Here is a 22,142-nt window from a genome sequence, read left to right as displayed (position 1 = left end):
ATGGCTCGTAATTACATTATTGTCGCCCCTCCCTATTCTGAAACAAGCGGCGGCAGACTCTTTCTGCATTACCTGGCACATGAACTGAATTGCATGGGTGAATGCGCCTTGCTCTGGCGTATGGGGCCTATGTTCAAGATGAATCCATATTCATACATACGCTGGATAATGAAGCGAGCCGGGATGAGAACTAATCCGGACCTTGATACACCCTTGGCGCGGTGGTCTGATCTGACACACGACAGTATCGTCGTGTATCCTGAAATCGTGCCAGGAAATCCTCTTGGCGCGCGTAATGTGGTACGCTGGCTGCTTTACAGACCCGGACTGCGCCACCCCTATAAATTCGGCTCAGATGAGATGTTTTTTACCGCAGGTCCAATGTCAGACATTCCACAGATCACCGGTGGAGCGCCCGAACTTTTCCTTTGGATTCTTAACCAAACCTACCGCAACGAAAACCGCCCTGATCGCAAAGGGGTTTGTTATATCGTGCGAAAGGGGAACCAAAAGCCACGGATTGCGGAAACCGAATCTGCCGATGCAATTTGCATTGACGGCATGACCCACGCCGAGGTCAACGATGTCTTCAACCGTTGCCACACCTTCTATTCTTATGACGAAGCCACGATGTATTCTCAATACGCGGCGGTCGCCGGTTGCATCAGCGTGGTGATCCCGGGGCTCTACGAAAGCCGTGAAGCGTGGGCAAAGAACCACAAATTGGGTCGTTATGGTATCGCCTACGGGTTGGACGACATCGCCCATGCTCAGGCGACGCGCCACAAGGTTCTGGATCTTTTGCAGTCAGAGGAAATGAAGGGCAAAGAAACTGTGAAGAACTTCACTCGCCTGACAAAAGAGCGTTTCTGGCAAAAAAGCTTATTGAGGAAGAGCTGAAATCGTGAAGGCATCACGATTGAAACAATCGAACGTCAGCCGCTTTTGGTCTTCTCCTTCTTGATTGGGATCCGGATCTTGTGAGGGCCACGCTTTTAAATCGGTATCTGCGCGGCGACACCCTCAGCGCCCGGGCTGGGAGGGGTGCTGTCTGGACGATCGGCGGCGTCGTGGCGAGTAATTTTTTGCGCCTTGCTTCGAACCTTGTCCTGACGCGACTTTTGTTTCCCGAGGCTTTTGGGCTGATGTCCTTGGTACAGGTCTTCATCACCGGTCTGGCGATGTTCTCCGATCTAGGGATACGCGCGTCGATCATCCAGAACGACCGCAGTAACGAACCTGCCTTTCTGGATACCGCATGGACGCTGCAAGTAATCCGCGGGTTTTTCTTATGGCTGTTCGCCGGTGTGATTGCGCTGCCTCTGTCGGCATTTTACGCCGAACCGATGCTGGCACAGCTTTTGCCAGTGGTAGGCCTGACTGCGTTGATTGCAGGCTTTACGCCCACGCGGGTGCATACGGCCAATCGCGATCTGGTTCTGGGCCGCATGACCCTGATCGATATCGGCACACAGGTCGTTGGGCTTGTGATTACGGTCATTTTAGCCTGGCTGTTACAATCGGTCTGGGCGCTAGCCCTTGGCACAGTCCTGTCGGCTGTCCTCAAGCAACTGCTTTTTATGATGCTTATGGAGGGGCACAGAAACCGTCTCTGGATTGATCGTTCCTGCCTGGGTGAACTGGTTCGTTTCGGAAAATGGATTTTTCTCAGTACTGCCGCTGGTTTTCTTGTCAATCATGCCGACCGCGCCATTCTTGGCAAGTTCATCACTTTGGAAATGCTTGGGATATATTCCATCGGATTTTTTCTGGCTAGCGTACCCAAGCTGGTTGGAAGCCCCCTAGGTGGCAAGATCGTCTTCCCACTTTATAAGCAGCGGCCTCCGTGGGAAAGCTTCGAAAACAAGCGCAAAATTTTTCACGTGCGGCGATTGCTGACCGGGGGCTTGCTGTGTCTCTCGGCAATGCTGGCATGGAGCGGAAACTGGCTGGTTGGGTTTCTCTACGATGAGCGGTACGCGGCAGCCGGTCCCATTCTTGTGCTGGTGGTGATATCCCAACTACCTGCGATCGTCTTCGGTAGATACGACTCGCTGTTACTTGCCGCCGGAGATTCCAAACGGTTCATGACCCGCGTGACCATGAACGCGATTGCGCAAACCACCTTAACACTCATTGGGGTCATGCAATTTGGCTTGATCGGCGCCATCTTGGCGCAGGGCCTGGCAGCGATCCTGGTTTATCCGGTGCTGATCGCCGCCGTGCGCCGATACCATGGCTGGGACCCATTGCACGACCTTGTGTTCGGTGCCGCCGCATTGGGCATCGCTGCGGTTGGGTTTGCGGTGAACCATGAAACAATTGTCCAACTCATCAATCAAACGATGCCATAACTGATCGGCCGCGCATTTTATTCAAGACTTGTACTCACTCCCTCTTCACGGCGTTGTCCACCCTCATCGAAAGAGCGCTCCAAGTGAGCGCGGGCAGGATGGCCGCACAACTCGCGTAGCGGCGGAACAGACGTCGAGGATTTCCTGACAACCGCCACATCCATTCCAGCGCGAATCTCCGGACCAGACGGGGGGCCCGTTTCTGCGTTCCGGCCACGAAATCCAGCCCCGCGCCGACGGAAACGAACCCAATGCACGGCAGCGCCTGGAGCGCTCTCGCGGCGAACATCTCCTGCTTCGGCGCGCCAAGCGCCAGAAGGCACACCCGGGCTTCGGACTGTTGCAGATCCTCGATCAGGCCCTCGGCGGCTGCGCCACTAGGATCAAAACCCATGGCCGGTGACAGGAGCGCAGCAATCTGCAGCCCGGGGTGATGCGCCCGAAGCCTCTCGGCGGCTTCGCGGAGCGCCTCCGGCGTGGAGCCCAGCAACGCGACCGGCGCGCCGAGTTTCGCGCATAATTCAATGAGAGGACCGACGAGATCCGAGCCGGTGACGAGGCTGACGGGCCGCCCCGCCAGCCGCGAAAGCCAGACGATTGGCCGCCCGTCCGCCGTCACATGGGTCTGTGCGGCGTAGGCTTGCCGAAAGGAGGAGTCCTGGCGCAGCTTGACGGCGTGGTCGAGGTTCATGGTGGCGACGGCAAAGCCTTCTTCCCGGGCGATACGGTCGCGCAGATCCTCCAGCAACGCGGCCTGGGACGGAACGGTGACCGCTTCCAGAAGCGCCGTGTCGCGACGCAGGCTGTGCTTCATCATCGTCGCAGAACCCTTTTGCCATCACCGTTTTTCGCTTGTCTCCCATACGACAGCAAGCGGGCGCGTTGCCGGGACACGTTCGTCTGGTACGGTAAGCGACCGTGGCTGCGTAAAGTAACACCGCGAACCTGGAAATGGAACGTGACCCGCTGCAGGGTTTAAGGTCATTCGTGACGAGAGCGCGGTCTTCGTTTCTTCTTTCATTCGGCGACGTCGCGAATGCTCGCAACCGCGCAACGACCCCCGGCCACCTCAGGCACCAGAGCACGTACGCACGATGATGCTTTGCATCGCTGGAATGTAAACAATCCCCCGTCAAATCAGAGCATTAGTCACGGCAAGGCCCGGTTCAGGCCATAATCAGGGCACAATTTCCGCAATGATCAGGGTTGCTTGTCGGCATGCTGCCGTCGCGTTGCTGGCCTTGGACTTCGTTGGCGGGCCCGGCGGGTTCTTGCCGAATATCTGGCCGTAAGCCACAGGGCGTGGTGGGAAGCTGGCCTGACCGCACACGGTCTTGTAGAGTTCGGAGAATAATAATGAGCATCGAGCAGCTCCCATGAACCTGAAGCTGGTCTTCGCCTTTGCGTGGAGCGTTTCGTGCGTCCGTAAACCGTTTGCGGGCGGGGGGATTTTTCGATCGCGTCCCGCTCTGTCCGTCCTGATCCCAACGGCACCATTCCCCTGACCCAGGAGATGACTTCATGGCCCCGAAGTTCGAGAATAATTCCCGCAAGTTCTGGAAGAAGGATACCGAGGGAGACCTCGAAGAGGAGAGCCTGCTCCAGGATGGGGCGGACACGGGTCTCGACGCGGATACGACATTGTCCGAGACGACGGACGCGAGCGAGCCATGGGGCCCTTCCGGTATGATGGCAGCCCGTGGGCGCATCAAGAAGATGCTCAGGGACGCCGAAGCCGACTCCGAGGAAACGGCGACGGATCCTGTGGCGGAACAGGACGAGCTAGCCCCGCAGCCCGAAGAAACCGAGGATGTCGCGGAAGAGGAGGATCCGGTCCTCGTCGCCCCGCCGCCCGACACGGAGACGGAAGAGCCGACCTCTGATTTCGTTGCCGATGACACAACGACAGAGCCGGTTGCAGAGGAGACAACGGAAGAGCTCGTAGAAGAGGACACAACGACAGAGAGTGACGCGGGAGACGCGACACCGGAGCCCGTCGCAGAGGAGACGAGGGAAGAGCCCGCAGACGAGGAAACAACGACAGCGATCGACGCCGGAGACACGACCACAGAGCCCGTCGCAGAGGAAACGACTGATGAGGCCGTCGAAGAAGATACCGAGACGGGGACCGGCGCGGGAGACACGATAACAGACACCGAGGCGGGAGACACGACTTCCGAAACCGATGCGGAGAACACGACGGAAGACGCAGGCGGAGATGACACGGCGTCGCAAACCGAAGGGGAAGCTGCCCTCGGAGAGCCCGTTTCCGTGTCTCGCCAGGTTGCCCCTACTGCCCTGGACGGCTCGGGAGCCTTGACCGTCGCCGGCGGCCGGGTCACGACGCTCTCCCTGCCAGAAGCGGCGGCGGATATCGCGGGGGTCAAGATCACCTCGCTGCCCACGCATGGCAACGTGACGGTGAACCCGGATTACACCCTTGCCCTTGTGCTGTCGGGATCCGACTACAGTGGCCCGCTGTCGTTCGACTACTCCGTTACCCATTCGGACGGATCGATCACCAGCCACACGGTCGAACTGAGCGTGTCGCAGCCGACGCTGGAGGCGGGCTGGGGCCTTGGCAATCACTACATGCTCGCCACGGACGCAAACGACGACCTTGTAATCGAGCACGGCGACAACCACCGCAAGCTCTACATCAGCAATGGAGAGAATGGCCTCACCAAAGCCGACATTGCGGCGATGGAGGGGCTGTCAGAGGGTGACATCACGAATGACTGGCTGATCGCGAATCCCGAATATGGCGGCTCGGAGGATTTGCCTCTGCAAGAGGACACTGTTGACCCGTGGCCCGAAACTAGCATCCTCGGCGGCTCGTCGTGGGTTCTGCTGGAACGCGGCCATGAATACAGCAAACATTGGTGGGGGATTGGCACAAAGGGTGAAAGTGAATTACACCCGCGCCTGATAACATCCTGGGGTTCCGGCGAAAGGCCGGTCATCACAACACAAAATAAAATTATCAAAGAGCCGGCTGAAAAGATTGTCGTGCAGAACATTCAACTCGAAGGCGGCTTATCTGTGTTGACTTCGAGCAACGTTATTCTTGACGGCGTGAAGCTCACTAAGGAAGGACTTGGGGTACAGGGCTTTGATTTCACGACCGTTGGCTGGACGATCCGAAATTCGGAAATTGTCAATGTAATTAAGGAGGCGCCGGTCGACCCGGACAATGGCTGGGAGGGAAATGCCAATAGGGAGGCTGGCTCTTACATAAAGAATGTCGAGGGTCTTCTCCTAGAAGGCAATATTTATCTTCATAACGGGTGGGGTGAAGGATACACAGGTTCACCCGATAACCCGATGCCGCCGAGCATGTATAGTCACAACCTCTACCTGCAAAGCGACACGCGCGATGTGACTGCTCGCGACAACATTTTCGCACAGGCCGCATCTGTCGGGGCGCAGTTTCGCGGCGGCGCGTTTGCCGAGAACAACCTTTATCTGGATAACCAGGCGGCCTTCAACGTTGGCGATGGCAACTTCTCGCTTCTGCTCGACAACATCGTGACTTCGGCAGGCTTTAAGGATGCTGAACAGATCGGCGCCAAGGATTGGGGCATTCGAAACGAGTCATATGACACATCACTATTGGGCAATATCGTCGCACACAAGGCCGATCCGAACAATCCAGAAGAGATTGCCTTCAAGACGCTGACAAAATCCAACCCCGCTTTCAACCAGTATGCGCCCTTCTTCAACGATACTATCGTCTACAACTGGAATGGCTTTGAGGCCAATATCGAGGGCCTCGATCCAGCAGCGCTGGACCAGGTCACGATCCAGAATTTCGCGCTCGAGTTTCTTGGGCTCGACCCGGCAGATGCCACGGCCAACGAGGACATGGGGCTCTATTACAAGAGCGGGTTGATTTACGATCTCATGGAGTATGCGCGGGCAAACTGGCAGGATGGCAGCCTGAGTTCCCGCGACATCATTGACTGGTTTCAGGCTGGGTTCGGCTTCGAGCCGCGCGCCGAAGGCGAGACCCACCACCGCTTCATTCCGAATGACCTGGGTGACGGTGTGCGTTGGGACAATCGCCTCAACTGGAGTTCGGACGCACGGCCCGATGACGGCGACACGGTCGATCTGGGCGGGAACTGGGTCAACTACGCGGGCACGACCGCCCTTTCCGCGCTTTCTCTCGGCCCGGGCGGCAAGCTGCAGGTGGGCCAGGGCAAGTTGACTGTGGAAGCCCTGGAGGTTGGCGAAAGCGGAGGCATGCTCTTCGTCGAGCGCGCCGGTCAGTTCTGGACCAACGGCTTCGCGGGCGAGGCCATGCTGTCGGTCGACGTCAGCGGCGGGCGGTTTGCCAATACCGGCGAGATTACAGGCAGTTTCACCATGAACGTGGATGGCGGTCAGGCGATCCTCGGCGTGGACAACGCGAGCTTCGGCATCGGCAACGACAGCGAATTGCGGATCTCGGGCTCCTCGGCAAAGGTCGGTTTCGACGGCGCGGAGAACGGTATCGCAACCCTGATGCTGGAAGATGGTGGCAGCCTGTCCTTCCTGTCCGACGGGAACGGCTTTGCCACCTTGAAGGAGTTCCGCAGCGGCGCCTGGGATCAGGACGGCAGCAATGTCCATTCCGGCATCACGCTGAACGGGACGCTAACCCTCGATCTCGGCGGGTTTGCCGGCAATGGCAGGTTGGAACTGATCGAGGTCGATGCGATCGCAGGTCACTTCGACGCCGTGTCCATTCATGGGCTGGGCGGCAATCGGGATGCAGAGCTTGTGATCGATTATGCCGCCGACCTTGTCATGTTGGAGTTGAGCAACGGTAGCGGGCAGGCCAGCATATCGACCATCGGAGATGCTCTGGACGGATCCGACGAAGATGCCGCCCTCTGGGACGAGTTGGCCGCCGGCCTCTCGCCTGACCCCTCCAGCGAAACAACTGTTGTCGTTTTCGATGACCCGATCGACCCTTTAAACGAGATGAGCTTCCTGTGATCCCGGGATGGCCAGTACTCCGAAACAATAACGCCACGGGCGACCCAACTCCTGGAGCTCGCCCGAGGGGAGGCCGCGTTCGGGCAGATCCGCCCGGTGGCAGAAGCGGCCCTCTCTGGCCGCTTCGCGGCGTTGTTGCACAGGTGTGACGGCGGAGGGCTCACTTAGTGAAGCCATGCCGGTACACGCACTCCATGAGAAAACACCCTCCCGCCCTCTATGGCCTGGCGAACTGCTTCAGCTAGAACGCGGCTCTGCGGAAACGGGGGCTCTGCTGACTTGGGGGCACCTCGGAACATGACCTGGTGCGCGCCCTTCCTCGCCGCCATGAACCAACTTCGAGCGCCACCGTTGCGCGCGCGACGGCAATCCGGGCAAAGACGCCACGAAACCGGCTCGACGGGTTTGTCCGACGCGCTGAAAAACGCCTCAGAAGGCCGAGGACGACCCCGCCGCTCGGCCTCAGCAGTCCGAAATCGCGCGATTGTGCGCGGCCAGGCACGATCCGAAGCGAAGAAACGCTCGACCGCACGGCCTCGTCCGGCAACCTTGATCCCAATCGGCAGGCCACTTGGGGAATTTCGGTCTAGACCGGGCCCTGGTCATTCGCGTTCAACCGTCCCGCTCCAACCTCCTGGTTTCGCCTGTCCGAGTAGCTCATGAGTTGCACGCTTTCGCACGCTGACGGGGCCATCACGCCCCCCCCCCCCCCGTGGCAAGCCACACCGGGCCGCCGGCTCGCCCGGTGTCCGCCGGCAAAGCACATGTTGCAAGATAACATCTGGCAGCGGCCGTTGGTTACGCCATGCCCCTTCCGACTTGACCGGCCGGCGATAACTGTCGACCGTCGGCCGACGATAACTTCCGATAGTTGAAGGCTTAACTAACGCGCTCGGAAGGGCGAAACCGGGGTGTTCTGAGGGGACAAATGCATGGGTGTTCATGATTTACAGGCGCGGGTGCGGTCGGGTCTTATCCGCGTGGCCCTGATCATCCTGGCGGGACTCCTGGCGGTCATGATCGCGGCACCCGATGCCCGGGCTCAGGCAAACGTGCTTGACCTGTCGAATGTCGATGTGGACGGGGGCTCGTCGACGGTGCGGACGATCACGCTTCCGGCGGGTACGAGTGTCGACAGCATTGCGTTCGACTTCTCGGTTCGCCATTTCGGAATTTCATATGGCTCGGAGACCAGGATCAGGATCACCGCACCCAACGGGACCACCGTGCTCTACCGGGGAGACAGTGATTTCGGATTTGCGTCTTCGCCCGGGACCTATTCCTTTTCCGGCACGCTTCCGTTTTCTTCGGGCGCGCCGGCAGGCGGGACATGGACCATAACGCTGGACGACAGTTTCAACGACAGCGTCAACCCCGATCATACCTACCAGGCCGGCTCCGAGATCAGTTTCCTGGGTGGCGCGACGGACACTACCCCCCCATCTGTCATTCTCTCCGGTGGCCCTGCGTCACTGACCGGTACCGATCCATTCACCGTCACGGCCACTTTCGACGAAGACGTGACAGGCTTTGATGATCTGGCAAACGACGTGATCGTCACCAACGGGTCTGTCACGGGCATCACAGGTGGCCCTGCGGTCTACACGCTGGAGATCACCCCAAGTGGAAACGGCAATGTCTCGATAACCGTGCCAGCTGGCGCAGCACAGGACGCCGCGAACAACGACAACACCGCATCCAACGCACTGCGCATTGACAACCGGATTGTCGAGATCACCCGAGAACAGATCGCGGGCTTCATGCTGGGCCGGGCCAACAACCTGGCCTCGAACCAGCCCGGCCTGACCCGCTTCTTGCAGGACGATGGCTGTGGCAACTTCAACGCGAATACCAGGGAAGGATCAGCGTCGCTCAACGGCTGCGTTTCCCAGGGCAACACTTGGGCCGAGATCACCGGTGCCTGGTCCAAAGATGACTCCTACGTTGTGGGCAGCTTCGGGATGCATGGTTTTGTAAATCCCAACCTGCTGGCAGGGGGCATGCTTCAGGTCGACCACGCGGAAGACAGCGCCGGCAACTCCTCCGGTACCGGCTGGATGGTTGGTCCCTACTTCGTGGCCAAGACCCCGGATCAGCCTCTCTACTTCGAAGGACGGCTGCTCTATGGCCAGACGGATGGCGATATTTCACCAATCGGCACATACACCGACAGCTTCGAGACCGAGCGCTGGCTGGCACAGCTGCGCGCTACCGGGGAGTACGAATATCAGAACTCCACCCTGATGCCGCTGTTGGACTTCACCTATACGGACGACACCCAGCGGGCCTATACTGACAGCCTGGGCAATACGATCCCCGGCCAGACCGTGAGCCTGATGCAAGTCAAAGCCGGTCTGGACTTCAGCACCCCACTTCCGGTACGAGCAAACGCCGTGGAGCTAACCGGCGGCGTGTCGGGGATCTACAGTTCCACAGACGGCGGGGCAGCAGCGCCTGAGTTCGAAAACTGGCGCGGGCGCACCCATCTGGGCCTGAATTGGGACTCAGGACAGGGAGCCACAGTCCGGGCGGGCATGTTCTATGACGGCATCGGCTCAAACTTCCGCAGCGTCGGCGGAAATCTGGGCGTCGATATCCGCTTCTGAGAAGCCGCACCTCCTCTCTAGAAGCGACAAAACTCGCCCCCGCGTTGTTCACTTGGGGGCGGGCCCTTAGAGCCAGTGCGCGCACTGACGTAGGTAACGGTTGGCATGGCGATCGGCCGCTTTTGCACGTTGCTGCGGACGCAATGCCGAATTGTCACAGTCCGCGTCACCGCCCTACACGTCGGAGATGCTCAACTGCGAACGGTTTTTGCACAATGAGCCGGCCACCTCTGATCAAGCGGCGCCGAACTTCGTTGCCAGTGCATACATGTTGACAGGCCACGGCCCGTCGATCGAATAATAAGCGCCCACGCGCAACCTGTCCGACCACTGGGTCTCGCCGACAGAGCATGCTCGTCGGACAGCCCCGGAAGCGCGACGCGCGGTACGAGACGCCATGGACGAGACGTCAACTCTGCGGGGAGCGCGGCAGTCGCGGGAGGGTGGCATCACCTATTTCCAGAGCCTTTCCGTCGCCGGCTTTGCCGCGACCGCGATCAGTTACGGCCCCGGGCGCATGGGCTTCGGGCTCTTCGTGCCCGAGTTCAGGTCGGCCTTCTCGATGTCGACATCCCAGATCGGATTCGTGTCGAGCCTCGGTTTCTTCGGCTTCTTCCTCGGGTTGCTCGTCGCGCAGGGCCTGCTCATGCGGCGGGGGCCGCAGGTGCCCGTTCTATCGGGGCTGATCGCCGCGACGCTCGGCATGTCGGTCGTCGCCGTGGCGCAGAACGTCTTCGTCCTGGCGGTGGGCGTCTTTTTTGCCGCGTCAAGCGCCGGGTTCGCCTGGACGCCCTTCAACGACGCGGTGCATCGCAAGGTCCGGGACGTCGACCGGCCGAGGGCCCTTTCGGAGATCAGCACCGGCACCAGCGTCGGGATCGCGGCGGCCGGTCTCGCGGCGCTGGCCATGGTGATGATGGGGCTGTCCTGGCGGTTGTGCTGGACGGGCTTCGCGGTCGCGAGCGCGCTTGCCCTGCTGGCCAATCATGCCGCCTTGCGCGATGTCGAGAGGGACCCCAACGGCATACCCGAAAAAGGGTGGCGCGAGCTTCTGCGCAGCGGGGCGCTTCCGCTCTTCGTGATCGCCTTCGTCTACGGGATTACCTCGGCGGTCTACATATCCTTCGCGGCCGACCACATGCTGGACCGCGGCGGCGTGCCGGGCCTGCCCGCCGCGGCGACGCCGGGTCTCGTCTTCGTCGTCTACGGCCTTTTCGGGCTGGCCGGGCTTTTCACGGGCCGTGTGAAGACGGCCATAGGCCTGCCCTGGCTGTTGCGGTTCGTGATGCTGGCCGGGGCGCTGTCGCTGGCGCTGGCCGCGATCCTGCCGGACAGCTGGGCCGGGCTGGTTCCGTCGGCCGGGTTGCAGGGCGTGCACGTCATGATGACGAGCGCCGTGCTTGCCGTCTGGTCCGAGCGCCTGTTTCCCGCCCTGCCGTCGCTCAGTTTCACCGCGGCCCTTCTGGCCACGGCCGCGGGCAGCGTCCTGGGACCGGCGATCGCGGGTGTCGCGGCGGATGCCATCGGGACCGGCGCGACGTTCCTGGGTGTCGCGCTTTTGCCCGCGGCGACGGCGGTTCTGCTGCGCGACCGCCACGCCAGCGACCGTCCGTTGAGGGTTCCGGCCGCCATGCATGGCTGATGCGCGATCCTTGTCGCCGCGCCGCATCGCGGTCGCCTGGCGCGTTCCCGGAAACCGCCCGGCGACGCGACCGGCGAGGATGCAGGGCGGGGGGCGCGGGCGCGGTCAGGACGCGGCGTCGCCGTCGCGTTCGGCCTCGGCCTGGTCGGCGGCCCAGGCGCCGGCCGCTTCCACCGCCACGGGCGAGGCGGTGGGCAACACGCCGAGATAGCTCTCGGTCTCCTCCGCCGGAAGGTTGGCGCGCTGCGTCATCCGGTAGAGCGCATAGATCGCGGTGATGGCGAAGGTCGCGCCCAGCACCAGCCAGAACGCGAACGGGCCCAGCTCCTGCATCGCCCAGCCGGTCGCCAGCGGCCCGAAGATCGCGCCCAGCCCGAAGGTGAAGACAAGCCCCCCGGAGGCCGCCGGCATGTCCTCGATGGACAGGAAGTCGTTGGTGTAGGCGAGAAACAGCGCGTAAAGCGGTGTCGTCACGCCGCCCGCGAAGAAGGCGGCGGCCATGAGGGGCCAGAGCCCGGCGTCCTTCAGCCATGGCGCGTCGCTGCCGGCGAGCCATCCCATCGCGCAGGCTGCCGCGCCGAGGAGGGCCGCCCCGAAGATCAGCTTGCGCCGGTCCATCTGGTCGGAAAGCCAGCCGATCGGGTATTGCAGCACCAGCGCCCCGGCGAAGAGCATGGCGACGAAAAGCGCGACCTGCGACGCGGACAGCCCGATCTGCGATCCGAAGACCGCGCCCATCCCCGATTGCGTCGCGTAGACGCTGCCCAGAAGGAAGATCCCGATGGTGCCCAGCGGCGAACTCGAAAACAGCTTGCGCAGGGACATCGGCCGCGCCACCTCGACCGCGGGGACGGGCGTGACGGACAAAAGCACCGGCGCGAAGGAGACCGACACCAGTATCGATGCCCCGATGAAAAGCGCAGAGGTTGCCGCATCGCCCAGCGTCAGCAGCCCCTGCGCGCCGATGATGCCCAACGTTTGCGCGATCATGTAGGTTGACAGGATCTTGCCGCGCGTCTCGTTGGTAGACGCGTTGTTCAGCCAGCTCTCGGCCGCAACGTAGATGCCGGACATGCAGAACCCCACGAGGATGCGCAACAGCGTCCAGGCCCAGGGCTCGGCCAGGAGGGTGAACGCGATCAGCCCCGCCGACATGAAGCTGCCGAGCGCCGCGAAGACACGCACATGCCCGACGCGCCGGATCAGCAACGGGGTGAACCGCGCGCCCGACAGGAAGCCCATGAAATAGCCCGAGGTGACCACGGCGAGCTCTGCGGCGGAAAATCCCTCGATCTCGCCACGCAGACCGATCAGCGTGAAATGCATGCCGTTGCCCAGCATGATGAGCACGATGCCGATCAGAAGGGCCCAAACCCCGGACAACATCTGAAACATGAGCCGCCCTGTCCTGTCGCCGGGAACCGCAATGCCCGTCCAACGTTGCACCCAGTGATCGCCGCCGCCTTCGCTGCAGCGCCGCATGTCCGATCATTTGCGACAAAGCGTCAGCATTGCGACCGGACCGGTGCGCGTCTTTCTGACGCGGTCCAACCCGCCGACGCGATGACCGAAGGCCATCGCCGATGCCGCGGACGCGCCTGCGGTTGATGCGCGGGTGGATTCGGCGGACAAGGCTGCATCCGGAACTCGGGAGTCAGGGCAGGGTGAACGACATGAGCCGTCTCTTCGAGGACCTGGACGACTGCCCGTCGTCCATCGGCGCGCCGGGCTTGCGGCGCCGGCAGGATCTGCGCCGCGCGCTGGAGGTCGACGAGATCGTTCCGGGGCAGGCGTTCCTGATGACCGGCCTCGTCACCGCGCCGGAGCGTGCGCCGCGGCGGCTTGAAAGCGCGGCTTGCGGGACCGCGCGGCCCGACCGCCTGCCGGACCCGCGCTTTCCCGATCGGCCGGGCCGAGCATGGGGCGCGGCCTCGGCGGAGCCCGTGATCTTCGGCACCCCCCATACCGGCACGCCGTTCACGCAGGCCGGCGCCCTTGCGCGGGCAGAGGGTCGATGACCGGGCGGGTCCACGTGCCGGTGCCGCATCGATGCGCCTGCGCCTGCCTGCTCTGCGGTGCGAAAGCGGCGCATTTCATCCATGCGGAAGCGCGGGATTACTTTCGCTGCCCCGGTTGCGGTCTGCGGTTCCTGCACCCGGCGCAGCATCCGGCACGGGACGAGGAACGCGCCTTCTATCTCACCCACGAGAACGACCCTGACGACCCCGGCTATCGCCGTTTCCTGTCGCGGCTGGCCAAACCCCTCCTCGACCGGTTGCCGCCGGGGGCGTCGGGGCTCGACTACGGCTGCGGACCCGGCCCGGCGCTCGCCGCCATGCTGCGCGAGGCGGGCCATGCGGTGGCGCTCTACGATCCCTTTTTCGCCCCCGATCCCGCGCCGCTTTCCGAAAGCCACGATTTCGTCGCCTGCACCGAGACGGCCGAGCATTTCCATCGCCCGGGCGAGGCGTTCGCGCGCCTGCGCCGGATGGTGCGGCCCGGCGGATGGCTCGCCGTGATGACCTGCTTCCAGACCGATGACGCGCGTTTCGGGACCTGGCACTACCGCAAGGATCCGACCCACGTCGCCTTCTACCGCGAAGCGACGTTCCGCCATCTCGCCACGGAATGGGGCTGGACCTGCGAGGTGCCCGTGAAGGACGTGGCGTTGCTGCGGCGTCCGGGCGGGCGCTCGGCATGACCAGCTGGCTGCACGAAGAACGCCTTGCGGCGGTTCTGGCGGCGGTGCGCGCGACCGGGGCCGCGCGAATACTGGACCTCGGCTGCGGCGACGGCGATCTTCTGCTGCGCCTGGCGCGGGAGCCGGGCATCGAGGAGATCGTGGGCCTCGACATCTGCACGGCCTCGCTCGACCGGCTGCGCCGCCGCCTGTGCGACCTCGGGTCCTGCGGGCCCCGGATAGAGCTGCGTGCCGCCTCCATGACGGACCCGGCGCCGGAGCTTGCCGGCATGGATTGCGCCGTTCTGGTGGAGACGATGGAGCATCTCGACCCGGACCGGCTGTCGCGGCTCGAACGGGCGCTCTTTCACACGTTGCGGCCCGGCGCGGTCGTGGTGACCACGCCCAACGCGGAGTTCAATCCGCTGCTGGGGGTGCCGCCGCACCGCTTCCGTCATCCCGACCACCGGTTCGAGTGGTCGCGGAGCAGGTTCCGGCAGTGGTGCAGCCGCGCGGCGCGGTCGGCGGGCTATGCCGTCACCTTCCAGGACATCGCGGGCCGTCATCCCGACCTGGGAGGCGCGAGCCAGATGGCGGTGTTCCGCGCGCCGTGCCCGGACCGGGCGGACCCGGTCCCGGCCGCGCCCTGACAGGCCGCGGAAAGCCCGCCCGCGCCCTGCGGCCCGCGACGGTCCCGCCCGCATGATGCCGCTTGTGGCGCGGGGGGTATTCTGATGCATGATGGCGCGCATGGATGACCTCGAGATCTTTCAGCGACTTGGACTCGCACTGGCCATCGGGCTGCTTTTCGGGCTGGAACGCGGCTGGCACGGGCGCGAGGAGTCCGAGGGCGCGCGTGTCGCGGGCATTCGCACCTTCGCGCTGGCCGGATTGCTGGGCGGCGTGTGCGGCTGGCTGGTGCAGGCGACCTCGCCCGCCCTTCTGGCCTTCGCGTTCCTGGCGTTGGGCGCGCTTCTGGCCGTCAGCTACTGGGTGCGGCTTGAGGAGGGCGACGACCTGGGCCTGACGACCGAGGTCGCCCTTCTGCTCGTCTTCGCGCTCGGCGCGGCGGCGGTTCTCGGCCGGATGGCGCCCGCCGCGGCGGTCGCCGTGGTCGCGGCCCTGCTGCTGGCGATGAAGCCGCTTCTTCATGGCTGGGTCGCGAGGATCAGGCGCTTCGAGCTCGTGGCGCTCCTGCAACTCGCGGTGCTGTCCGTCGTGGTGCTGCCGGTTCTGCCCAACCGCGGGTACGGGCCGGGCGAGGTGCTCAACCCGTTCGAGATCTGGTGGGCGGTGGTCATCGTGGCGGGCCTGTCGTTCTTCGGGTACATTGCGATGCGCCTGGTCGGCACGCGTCTCGGCATCCTCGCGACGGGCGCCTTCGGCGGTCTCGCCTCGTCGACCTCGACGACGCTGGCGCTGGCCCGGCTGGTGCGCGACCGCCCGCCTCTCGCGCGCACGGCCGCGGCGGGCGTGGTGCTGGCCGGGTCGGTCACGTTCCTGCGTATCCTCGTGCTCGTCGCGGTGTTCGAGCCCACGCTCGTCGCGCCCCTCGCCATGCCGATGGGCGTCATGGCCGCAACGGGCCTCGCCGGCGGTACGGTCGTCCAGCTTCTGTCACGTCGGGATGACGGGGTGATGGAGGGCGTGGAGGGGCTCTCCAACCCGCTCGAACTGAAGGCCGCGTTCTCCTTCGGGGCGCTTCTGGCGGGGGTGATGCTGGGAATGCACTACCTTCGGTCGTGGCTGGGCGAGCGCGGGGTCTTCGCCGCCGCCGCCCTCTCCGGCGTCACCGACGTGGACGCGCTGACGATCTCCGTCTCGCGGCTGGTCGGCGGCGATCTCGCAGTGCAAAGCGGGGCGATCGCCATTTTCATCGCCGCGGCCGTCAACACCGCCGTGAAGGGCGGGATCGCCCTTGTCGCGGGCAACCGGCAACTGGGCATGCGCGTGGCCGGGATCTACACGGCGGTGATCGCGGCGGGGGGCGCGAGCCTCTGGTTCCTGAACTAGGCGCCCTGTCCTGCACGGCCCACCGGCCCCGCAGGGGCTGGCCGACAAGGATCGCGCCGCTTGGTGTCCCGAAGGCCCGCGCGCTGAGGCCGACCAGCTTCCCGGCGCTCAATCGCCCGGGTGCGAGGAAAAGACCTCGGTCGTGCCGTCGCGCCGGATGAGATGGACGTCATAGGGTTCCGTCCGGCTGCCGAAATCCATCCCCGGTGAGCCGAGAGGCATGTCCGGCACCGCGAGGCCGACCGCATCGGGCCGCTCTTCGAGAAGCCGGCGCACGTCCGCGGCGGGCACGTGGCCCTCGATGACGTAGCCATCGACCGTGGCGGTATGGCATGACGCCATACCGGCGGGCACGCCCCTGTCCAGTTTCATCCGCACGAGCGCGCCACCGAACACGTCCTCCCCGGTCGCCCGGAAGCCGTGCTCTTCCATGTGATCCATCCATGCGACGCAACAGCCGCAGCCCGACGTCTTGGCCACGTGCACGGTCTGGGCCGTGGCGAGCGTCGGCAGAAGCGCGAGGAGCGCGGCGGCCATGGAAAACGGCGCGACTTGACGTTGCATGTACAGGATCCTCCCATCGTTTCGCTGAACAAGGAGGATGAAGCCTCCAGTGACGGGAAGATCAAGTGCGAAAGATGTCGGGCCGTGGCGGTCAGGTCAGGGTCCCGGAGCACCAAGCCGCAGTGTGTCGGCCACGGACGATCGAGGGTCGCGCCGCTCGCCTCCTGCCGGTGGCCGGCTCGATCGAGGTTCGCGCCCCCGAAGGATCCGGTGCCGCCGGCGAGGAGGCACATGGCGTTGTCCGGCATGGTGCCGTCGGTTGCGGCGCAGGGGCGTGGGCCTTCTGCGTGGTTATCCGCGAAAGATGCCCGCCGCGCCGGGAAGCAGCGGGCAGGGCGCGCGCGGTTCAGGACGCAGCGCGCGCCTCGAGCACCCGGGCCATCGTCTCGCCCATCGCGGAGGGGTTGGGCGCGACGGTGATGCCCGCCTCGGAAAGGATCTCCACCTTTTCCTGGGCGCTTTCGCCGAAGGCCGAGATGATCGCGCCGGCGTGGCCCATCTTGCGGCCCTTCGGCGCGGAGAGGCCGGCGATATAGGCCACGACGGGCTTCTTCATCCGCTCCTGGACGTAGGCCGCGGCCTCCGCCTCCTGCGGGCCGCCGATCTCGCCGATCAGCATCACCGCGTCGGTCTCGGCGTCCGCTTCGAAAAGCTCGAGGATGTCGCGGAAGGACGAGCCGTTGATCGGGTCGCCCCCGATGCCCACGGAGGTGGAAACGCCGATGCCGAGCATCTGCATCTGGCTCGCCGCCTCGTAGCCGAGCGTGCCCGAACGGCCGACGATGCCGACCCGCCCCGGCGTGTAGATGTGGGGCGGCATGATCCCCATGAAGCCTTTTCCGGGCGAGATGACGCCCGCGCAATTTGGCCCGATGAGGCGCATCTTGCGCTCGCGCGGGTAGCGGCGGAGGAAGCGCTTCACTTCCATCATGTCCTGCGCGGGGATCCCGTCGGTTACGCAGACCGCCGTGCGGATGCCGGCGTCGGCGGCCTCCATGATCGCGTCGGCGGCGAAGGGGGGTGGCACGAAGACGAGGCTCGCCTCGGCGCCCGTGGCCGCCACCGCGGCGCGCACCGTGTCGAAGACCGGGCGGCCCAGCACCTCGTCGCCGCCCTTGCCGGGCGTGACGCCGGCCACGACGTTGGTGCCGTGGGCGATCATCTCCTCTGCGTGGAAGCGGCCGATGCGGCCGGACATCCCCTGCACCAGGACTTTCGTGGTGTCGTCGATCAGAATGGCCATGGCGTCCTCCCTCAGGCGGCTAGCTTGGTGCGGGCGGCGACGGCCTTCTCGGCGGCGTCGGCCAGCGTGTCCGCGGTGACGAGTGGCAGGCCGGACTCGGCGAGGATGCGCCGGCCCTCCTCGACGTTGGTGCCCGAAAGCCGCACGACGACGGGCAGCGTGAGCCCCTCGGAGCGGTAGGCCTGCACCACGCCCTCGGCCACCCAGTCGCAGCGGTTGATGCCCGCGAAGATGTTGACGAGGATCACGCTCACGTTGCGGTCGGCGAGCACGGTGCGGAAGGCACGGCACACGCGCTCGGGGCTCGCGCCGCCGCCGATGTCGAGGAAGTTGGCGGGCTCGCCCCCGGCGAGCTTGATCATGTCCATCGTCGCCATGGCGAGGCCGGCGCCGTTGATGATGCAGCCGATGTCGCCATCGAGACCCACATAGGCCAGCCCGTTGTCGGCGGCCATGCATTCCCGCGCGTCCTCCTGCGAGGGATCGCGCAGTTCGGCGATCTGGGGGCGGCGGAAAAGCGCGTTGGTGTCGAAGCTCATCTTGCCGTCGAGCGCGACGAGCTCGCCCGTGCCGGTGATGACGAGGGGGTTGATCTCGACCATCGTGGCGTCGAGCTCGCGGTAGGCGCGATAACAGGCCTTGAGCGTGGTGACCATCTGCGCGACGAGCCCGCCCTCGAGCCCGAGCGCGAAAGCCAGCTCGCGTGCCTGGAACTCGCACAGCCCGGTGGCGGGGTCGATCGCCATGCGGCGGAGCGAGTCCGGATCCGTCTCGGCCAGATCCTCGATCTCCATCCCGCCATGTCCCGACGCCACGATCATGATCCGCTCAGACTTCCGGTCGAGCACGAAGCCGAGATAGAGTTCCTGCGCGATGTCCGAGGCGCTTTCGACCCAGACGCGGTAGACGCCCTTGCCCGACGCGCCGGTCTGCTTGGTGACGAGCTGCTTGCCGAAGAGCGTGGCGGCGAAGTCGCGCACCTCCTCCTCCGAGCGGCAGAGCTTCACGCCGCCCGCCTCTCCGCGCCCGCCGGAATGGATCTGCGCCTTCACCACCCATGCGTCGCCGCCAAGCTCGCGGGCGCGATACCCGGCCTGCTCGGGGCTGTAGGCCAGCCCGCCGCGGGGCACCGGCACGCCGAAGCGGTTCAGGATCTCCTTGGCCTGATATTCGTGAATGTCCATGGGTCTCCTCCGGGTGATGCTTGGACAGGCGGTGTGGGTCCGGCGGATACCGCCGGTTCGGGCCCGATCGTTTCGGATGACGGCGCCGCGGTCGCGGCGCCGGGCTTACTCGGCGGCCACGCGCAGTTCCTCGCCGGCCTGGCCGGCGAACCACGCCTGCGCCGCGCCGACGCCGCGGCCGAACTCGACCTTCATCCCCGCCTCGGCGAGCGAGAGTTCGGTGACGCCGAGGGCGGTGAGGATCATGCCCTCGTTCAGGTCGCCCAGGTGGCCGATGCGGAACACCTTTCCGGCGAGCCGGGCGAGGCCCGAGGCAAGCGAGGCGTTGTATTTCGCGTAGGCCGCGGCGATCACGTCGCGCGCGTCGATCTCTTGCGGGACGCGGATCGCGCTGACAGTGTCGGAATAGAGCGAGGGATGCTCTGCCACGAGCTCGAGGCCCATCGCATGCACGCCGCGGCGCACCCCCTCGGCAAGACGGTGATGGCGCGCCACGACGTTGTCGAGGCCCTCGGCGAAGATCCGGTCGAGCGAGCGGCGCATGCCGTGGAAAAGCTGCGTCGGCGGCGTGTAGGGGAAATATCCGCCCTCATTCATGTTCACCATGTCCGCGAACTCGAAATAGGCGCGGCGCATCGTGGAGGTTTTCGAGGCTTCCATCGCCTTTTCCGAGACCCCCAGGATGCCGAGCCCTGCGGGCAGCATCAGGCCCTTCTGCGAGCCGGTCACGGCAAGGTCCACGCCCCAGTCGTCCATGCGGAAATCGATCGAGCCGATGGACGAGACGCCGTCCACGAAGAGAAGCGCATCGTGGAAACACTCGTCGAGGGCGCGGCGCACCGCGGCCACGTCCGAGGTGACCCCGGTCGCGGTCTCGTTATGGGTGACGAACACGGCCTTGATCCGGCCTTCGCGGTCGCGGCCGAGGCGGCGGGCGTATTCCTTGACCGGGCATCCGGCGCCCCAGGGCACGTCGATCACCTCGACGTCGAGGCCGAGGCGCTGGGCCATCTCCACCCAGAGGGTCGAGAACTGCCCGTAGCGCGACATCAGCACCTTGTCGCCGGGGTTGAGCGTGTTGGTGATCGCCGCCTCCCAGGCACCGGTGCCCGAGCCCGGGAACATCATCACGCGCCCCGCCTCCGTTCGCAGGACCTTTTTCAGCCCGGTGAAGAGATCGAGCGTCAGCTCGCCGAAATCGGGCGCGCGCATGTCCTGCATGGGCACGTTCATCGCCTGCCGGACGTCCTCGGGAACGTTCGTCGGGCCGGGAATGAAGAGATGGGTCTGTCCAGTGCGCATCGGGTCGCCTCCAGCGGGAATCTGTCTTTCGAGCCGGACACTGCCACTGCCCATCAATTGTGCAAAAGCAAAACGGGTTCTGCTGTAAACGCGAGATTTTACATTAATCAAAATATGTGTAATTGTGAAATACACAAACGTCAAAGGTGTGCAAAGGCATGCAGAAGACCTTCATCGGCCCGCATCTGCGGCGCCTCAGGCTCGAGCGGGGGGAGACGCAGGCGCAGATGGCCCGCGCGCTCGGTATCTCGACCTCCTACGTCAACCTGCTGGAAAACAACGAGCGTTCCGTCTCGGTGCCGGTGATGCTCCGCCTCTTCGAGGTCTACGGCGTGGATTGGCGCGCCATCGCCGAGGACGACGACAGCACTCAGCTCGCCGATCTGCGCGCCGTCCTGCAGGATCCGCTCTTCGAGGATGTGCGCCCCGATCTGCCCCAGCTTCGCGCCGCACTCGTTCACAGCCCCGAATTGGCGCGCGGCTTCCTGAAGCTCTACCGCTCCTACCAGGCGGCGACGGACCAGCTGATCAGCGTCGCGTCGGCCGGCCAGTCCCAGGCCGAGCCGCTTATCGCGGCCTCGCCCGAATCCGCGGTCCACGACTTCTTCCGGCGCAACCGCAACCATTTCCCCGAACTCGAGGCGGCGGCCGAGACGTTCTGGGCAGGGTCCCCGCCGCCCCTCGATGACGTCTATTCGCACCTGAAGGCGCGGCTTGCGAAGCGGCTCGGGCTCAGCACCCGTCTCGTGCCGGTCCAGGACCTGCCCGACGCGCTGCGCCTGTTCGACGAAGAGCGCCGCGAGGTGCTGCTGAGCCAGGCGATGGACCACCCCAACCGGGTGTTCCAGCTTTGCCACGTTGCCGCGCTCGTCGAGCAGGAGGCGCTGCTCGACGGGATTCTCGACCGTTCGGGGATCCAGGACACGAATGGCCGCGCGCGCTGCCGGGTGGAACTCGCCAACTATTTCGCGGCAGCGGTGCTCATGCCCTACGACGCCTTTCTGGCCGAGGCGCGCGCCTCGAAATACGACATGGACCATATCGCCACGCGCTTCGGCGTGAGCTTCGAGCAGGCCTGTCACCGGGCCACCACGCTTCAGCGCGACGGGGCGCAGGGCGTGCCGCTGTTCTTCCTGCGGATCGACAAGGCGGGCAACGTCACCAAGCGCTTCAATTCCACGAGCTTCCACCTCGCCGAGCGCGGGGGCGCCTGCCCGCGGCTCGACGTGCACACCTCCTTTCGCACGCCGGGGCGCATCGTGCCGCAATTCGTGGAGATGCCCGACCAGAGCCAGTTCTTCGTCTTCTCCCGCACGGTGGACCGGCCCACCTTCGCGCGCCACGCGCAGGACATCCGGCTTGCCGTCGCGATGGGCTGCTCGGTCGAGCACGCGCCCGAAATCGGCTACGCCGAGGGCTTCGCGGTCAAGGCCACGCAGATGACGCCTATCGGGATCAACTGCCGCATCTGCCCGCGCGCCAACTGCGACCAGCGCGCCCATCACGCCGCCATCCTCGCGCGGCCAGTGGACACGCGGCGGCGGGGCGCCACGCGCTACCAGGTCTGACCG

At 64.6% G+C, this 22,142-nt stretch carries 16 protein-coding genes; 10 read left to right on the top strand and 6 right to left on the bottom strand.

Annotated features, from left to right (window positions below):
- The gene (locus AB6A69_RS10190) at nucleotides 1-900 is read left to right on the top strand and encodes a hypothetical protein (RefSeq protein ID WP_371060668.1); all 900 of its coding nucleotides are present in this window, start codon (nucleotides 1-3) and stop codon (nucleotides 898-900) included.
- 80 nt (nucleotides 901-980) lie between these two features.
- Nucleotides 981-2,354 carry an oligosaccharide flippase family protein gene (locus tag AB6A69_RS10185; RefSeq protein WP_371060667.1) on the top strand — a complete coding sequence of 458 codons (1,374 nt, stop codon included), beginning with the start codon at nucleotides 981-983 and terminating at the stop codon, nucleotides 2,352-2,354.
- Between the two features lie 34 nt (nucleotides 2,355-2,388).
- Here AB6A69_RS10185 and AB6A69_RS10180 read toward each other — a convergent pair whose 3' ends face one another.
- Nucleotides 2,389-3,171, bottom strand: coding sequence for a WecB/TagA/CpsF family glycosyltransferase (locus tag AB6A69_RS10180; protein WP_371060666.1), 783 nt, complete (start codon nucleotides 3,169-3,171; stop codon nucleotides 2,389-2,391).
- Between the two features lie 704 nt (nucleotides 3,172-3,875).
- On the opposite strand from AB6A69_RS10180, the gene AB6A69_RS10175 reads away from it, so the two are divergent.
- The 3 genes from AB6A69_RS10175 (at nucleotide 3,876) to AB6A69_RS10165 (ending at nucleotide 11,585) form a co-directional block, all read left to right on the top strand.
- Entirely contained in the window at nucleotides 3,876-7,337 is a 3,462-nt protein-coding gene (locus tag AB6A69_RS10175) for a hypothetical protein (protein ID WP_371060665.1), read from the top strand.
- A 980-nt stretch (nucleotides 7,338-8,317) separates the two neighbouring features.
- A complete protein-coding gene (locus tag AB6A69_RS10170; protein ID WP_371060664.1) occupies nucleotides 8,318-9,943 on the top strand; it encodes an Ig-like domain-containing protein in 1,626 nt (541 codons plus the stop codon).
- 397 nt (nucleotides 9,944-10,340) lie between these two features.
- Nucleotides 10,341-11,585 carry an MFS transporter gene (locus tag AB6A69_RS10165; RefSeq protein WP_371060663.1) on the top strand — a complete coding sequence of 415 codons (1,245 nt, stop codon included), beginning with the start codon at nucleotides 10,341-10,343 and terminating at the stop codon, nucleotides 11,583-11,585.
- A gap of 105 nt (nucleotides 11,586-11,690) precedes the next feature.
- Here AB6A69_RS10165 and AB6A69_RS10160 read toward each other — a convergent pair whose 3' ends face one another.
- Entirely contained in the window at nucleotides 11,691-12,980 is a 1,290-nt protein-coding gene (locus tag AB6A69_RS10160; protein WP_371056212.1) for an MFS transporter, read from the bottom strand.
- Nucleotides 12,981-13,258: 278 nt separating this feature from the next.
- On the opposite strand from AB6A69_RS10160, the gene AB6A69_RS10155 reads away from it, so the two are divergent.
- The 4 genes from AB6A69_RS10155 to AB6A69_RS10140 all read left to right on the top strand — a co-directional run bounded on the left by AB6A69_RS10155 (nucleotide 13,259) and on the right by AB6A69_RS10140 (nucleotide 16,278).
- Complete coding sequence (locus AB6A69_RS10155) at nucleotides 13,259-13,603, top strand: hypothetical protein (protein ID WP_371060662.1); 345 nt, start codon at nucleotides 13,259-13,261, stop codon at nucleotides 13,601-13,603.
- The gene (locus AB6A69_RS10150) at nucleotides 13,600-14,286 is read left to right on the top strand and encodes a class I SAM-dependent methyltransferase (protein WP_371060661.1); all 687 of its coding nucleotides are present in this window, start codon (nucleotides 13,600-13,602) and stop codon (nucleotides 14,284-14,286) included. The genes AB6A69_RS10155 and AB6A69_RS10150 overlap by 4 nt, the downstream gene beginning before the upstream one ends.
- Nucleotides 14,283-14,915, top strand: a complete 633-nt coding sequence (locus tag AB6A69_RS10145; protein WP_371060660.1) for a methyltransferase domain-containing protein — start codon at nucleotides 14,283-14,285, stop codon at nucleotides 14,913-14,915. The genes AB6A69_RS10150 and AB6A69_RS10145 overlap by 4 nt, the downstream gene beginning before the upstream one ends.
- A 100-nt stretch (nucleotides 14,916-15,015) precedes the next feature.
- Nucleotides 15,016-16,278, top strand: a complete 1,263-nt coding sequence (locus tag AB6A69_RS10140) for an MgtC/SapB family protein (RefSeq protein ID WP_371060659.1) — start codon at nucleotides 15,016-15,018, stop codon at nucleotides 16,276-16,278.
- Between the two features lie 108 nt (nucleotides 16,279-16,386).
- On the opposite strand, the gene AB6A69_RS10135 is transcribed toward AB6A69_RS10140, so the two are convergent.
- The 4 genes from AB6A69_RS10135 to AB6A69_RS10120 form a co-directional block, all read right to left on the bottom strand.
- A complete protein-coding gene (locus AB6A69_RS10135) occupies nucleotides 16,387-16,842 on the bottom strand; it encodes a DUF411 domain-containing protein (protein ID WP_371060658.1) in 456 nt (151 codons plus the stop codon).
- A gap of 346 nt (nucleotides 16,843-17,188) precedes the next feature.
- Nucleotides 17,189-18,085 carry a succinate--CoA ligase subunit alpha gene (gene sucD, locus AB6A69_RS10130; RefSeq protein ID WP_371060657.1) on the bottom strand — a complete coding sequence of 299 codons (897 nt, stop codon included), beginning with the start codon at nucleotides 18,083-18,085 and terminating at the stop codon, nucleotides 17,189-17,191.
- Between the two features lie 11 nt (nucleotides 18,086-18,096).
- Complete coding sequence (locus AB6A69_RS10125; protein ID WP_371060656.1) at nucleotides 18,097-19,269, bottom strand: malate--CoA ligase subunit beta; 1,173 nt, start codon at nucleotides 19,267-19,269, stop codon at nucleotides 18,097-18,099.
- Between the two features lie 105 nt (nucleotides 19,270-19,374).
- Nucleotides 19,375-20,571 (bottom strand): aminotransferase class V-fold PLP-dependent enzyme, encoded by a 1,197-nt coding sequence (locus tag AB6A69_RS10120; protein ID WP_371060655.1) that lies wholly within the window; start codon nucleotides 20,569-20,571, stop codon nucleotides 19,375-19,377.
- 158 nt (nucleotides 20,572-20,729) lie between these two features.
- Between AB6A69_RS10120 and AB6A69_RS10115 the strand changes: the two genes are divergently transcribed.
- The gene (locus AB6A69_RS10115) at nucleotides 20,730-22,139 is read left to right on the top strand and encodes a short-chain fatty acyl-CoA regulator family protein (RefSeq protein WP_371056205.1); all 1,410 of its coding nucleotides are present in this window, start codon (nucleotides 20,730-20,732) and stop codon (nucleotides 22,137-22,139) included.
- Nucleotides 22,140-22,142 lie beyond the last annotated feature (3 nt).

The organism is Rhodosalinus sp. 5P4 (genome assembly GCF_041365695.1).
Classification (GTDB): domain Bacteria; phylum Pseudomonadota; class Alphaproteobacteria; order Rhodobacterales; family Rhodobacteraceae; genus Rhodosalinus.
The sequence above is the reverse complement of the archived record's forward strand: the minus strand, read 5'-3'. Positions and strand labels throughout refer to the sequence as shown.